Genomic DNA, 2,797 nt, shown 5'->3' with positions numbered 1-2,797 from the left:
TCTTCGTTGTCGGCGGGCCGTTCGGGGGCGAGGTCGTCGGCGGTTTTGAGGAGCCGTTCGCCGAGGGCGCGCAGCCGGTCGGGCCCGTCGTCGGGGTCGAGGGTTTGCAGCTCCTGGATGGTGCGGTGCGCTTGGTAGATGCTTTCGCGGTTGCGCCAGTGCCGTAGGACGCGCCCGCCGCCGCGTTCGCCGCGCGGCAGCACGCGGGGTACGAGCGCACCGCATCCGGCCCCGATCACCGCCATCGCCGCGAACGCCAGCCGCCACGACCCGAACTGGGCGAACAGGCCGCCGAGTGCCGGGCCGGCGAAGTTGCCGACGCCGTACATCGCCGACATCAGCGCGGCGCCGCGCGTCCAGAGCCGGGTCGGCAGGGCTGATCGGATGACGGCGAATCCCAGCCCGGACAGCAGCCCGGCGCCGAGCCCCTGCACGCCTCGGGAGGCCAGCAGCAACGCCATCGCCGGGCTCAGCGCGCAGGCCAGCGAGCCCGCGGTGAACATGGCGAAGCCGAGAAGGTAGGCGCCGACGTTCCCCCACAGTGACAGGAACCGACCGGTGAGCATCGTCGCGATCACCATGGCGACGAGGTAGACCGTCATGTTCCAGGCATAGAAGCTCGCGCCGCCGAGATCGGCCACCGCGGTCGGCAGCAGGCTCGCCGCCAGATAGATGTTGATCGCACCGACAAGCACTCCGCCGGCCAGCACGACAGCCGCGCCGAGATACTCCCGGCCCAGCAGTTCCCGCCACGCGGGCGGGGCGGAAGGCGGGGTATGGCTCACGCGCCCACCGCCACGATGCGTCGAGGGGCGCCTGGCGCTGCCTCAGGTCCGCGCCCGCCGGCCAGGGCCGAGGAACTGTTCCGCGCGTCGGGCGATCCGCAGCGGAGCCGCGGGACGGATGTCTCGATGCCGGGCTCCGCGCCGCCGGGCTGTTCGTAGTAGCCACTCATGGCTTCAAGCCTGTCGTTGAACAGGTCCCGGAGACTTCCCGCCGCGTGTTGTCCACGGTGCTGGACCGATGGAGGAAAAGCCTCAAGCCGCGGTGGAACCCTGCCCCCGTTCGCCCTGCGGGAAAACGGGAGGCGCTCTGGGGCGAGGCCTCGATGCTCATCCGGCCCGACGGCCGGCACTTCGTCTTCTTCCGTTCCTGTCGCGCCGAAGCGTACGGGTCGCTGGTGCACGCTATGGCAGCCGGCATCACCGCCGATCCCGCCGCCGTACTGCCGCGCCACCTGGCCCCGCTGCTGATCCGCACCGGGCTGCGGGCCGTGCCGGAGCAACGGCCAAGCGCGGGAAATGCTGCGGAATCGCACGCCGACTCGATCGAGAAATGCTTACGTACTTCGGTGTCGATGCCCATCCCCGCCACGACATGGCCGACTTCGGGACTGTATTTTTATTTTTTCGGTGCAACTCCTGGTCCGGAGGAGCGCCGGCCCCTGCCGTACCGCGTCCTGCTGGACGATTCCGGCGCCCGAGGCGAGCTGGACTGGCCACGATGCGCGATCGACCCGGTCAGCGTGCGCGCGGTCAAAGGAGGGACCTGACCGGTTCCTTGGACCGTGACTCATTTGGCCGTCAGTCGTTCAGTCGTTCGTGGATGCGTTTCTTCGACGGCTGGTGGCGATCATGAGCCTGGACCCGACCGGCAAGGGCCCCAAACGCTGAATCACCCGCTGGAAAGCCGCTCTCAACGCTTCTGCCATCACCTTCGAAGGCCGCTCGATCTCGACCACCCGACAGAAACTGATTCAAATGAGTTACCCCGTTCACTGGACACACCCCGACACGGCAAGGGGCCGACGCACCGCTTTTCCGGATTGCTCTTGCAGATATCAAGTCCGGCGGCCGGATTGTGATCCTCGAATCCAGCACGCCCCCCTTGAAATCGCCGCGACATATCGCCGGCGTTCTGAATGGTCTCGGCCTCAGGAATATCGAGTGCCACAAGAAGTTCTTCGGTACGGACGTCATCCTGTGGGCCGCCAAACCGAGACGAGGATGTTGATCAGGCCCCCTTTTACATTTGCCATAATGAGTGGGCGTAACGCTCGCAGGTGAAATCGTCATGCTGGTCAAGGAGGCAACGCATGCTGAAGAAGACGCAAGTCGGCCGGGCAGAGTTACGCCCGAGGCTGGTGGCAGCCGGCTGGGACTATCTTGCGATCGTCGCCTGGCTGACCCTGCTTGCCGTGGTGTTCGTCCCGCTGCACCTCGCGGGAGCAGGGGTGTTCGATGGGCTCGGCATGGTGAGCACCGATCTACTGATCACTGTGCTGACCGCGCTGCCTGTCGGGGCGTGTCTGACCATCGGGGAGGCGGGGCGGCGCCAGGCCACGTGGGGCAAGCGACGGGCCGGGCTCGTTGTGGCTACGGTCAGCGGGGAGCGGTCCGGTACGGCACGGATCGTGGTACGCAACGTTGTGAAGTTGCTTCCATGGCAGTGCGGTCACATGGCGGTGTCCCGGCTGGCACGCGGTCACGAAGTGATCTTCGCCATGCCCCTCCTGGTCGCGGCGTACGCCCTGGCCGGGGTCTCGATCGCGCTACTGCTGGTGCGCCGCGACCGGGCCGCCCTGCACGATCTTGTGGCGGCCACACGAGTCGTACCGTCGCCGTGATGCTGCGGGCACCCCGGGCGTGAACGGACACGCCGAGCCGGCGCCCCCTGGGGTTGCCGGGCAGGCGGGCCTCCTGGCTGCTCGATGCCGTCACGGATGCGATCGAGGTCAAAGGCGGGCTGTCACCCCTCCCGGCCACGGGCCTTCTCCCGGCCCCTCACCCGTTCCCCG

The 2,797-nt window shown here is 67.9% G+C and carries 2 protein-coding genes and 1 pseudogene; 2 read left to right on the top strand and 1 reads right to left on the bottom strand.

Features of this window, described 5'->3' with window-relative positions; genetic code table 11:
• Window positions 1-785 (bottom strand): MFS transporter (locus tag ACWDS7_RS47735; protein ID WP_451934711.1); only part of this gene is annotated, 785 nt, incomplete at its 3' end.
• Between the two features lie 665 nt (window positions 786-1,450).
• Here ACWDS7_RS47735 and ACWDS7_RS47730 point away from each other — a divergent pair.
• Both ACWDS7_RS47730 and ACWDS7_RS47725 read left to right on the top strand, forming a co-directional pair.
• Window positions 1,451-1,543 (top strand): annotated as a pseudogene (locus tag ACWDS7_RS47730) (IS5/IS1182 family transposase); the annotation flags it as partial.
• A 552-nt stretch (window positions 1,544-2,095) separates the two neighbouring features.
• Complete coding sequence (locus ACWDS7_RS47725) at window positions 2,096-2,626, top strand: RDD family protein (protein ID WP_451934710.1); 531 nt, start codon at window positions 2,096-2,098, stop codon at window positions 2,624-2,626.
• The last annotated feature ends 171 nt before the right edge of the window (window positions 2,627-2,797 follow it).

The organism is Streptosporangium sp. NPDC003464, from assembly GCF_053588315.1.
The sequence above is the reverse complement of the archived record's forward strand: the minus strand, read 5'-3'. Positions and strand labels throughout refer to the sequence as shown.

Excerpts from the sequence above, each read along its gene's own strand:
- ACWDS7_RS47725 (WP_451934710.1), top strand. The coding sequence starts at position 2,096 with ATGCTGAAGAAGACGCAAGTCGGCCGGGCAGAGTTACGCCCGAGGCTG.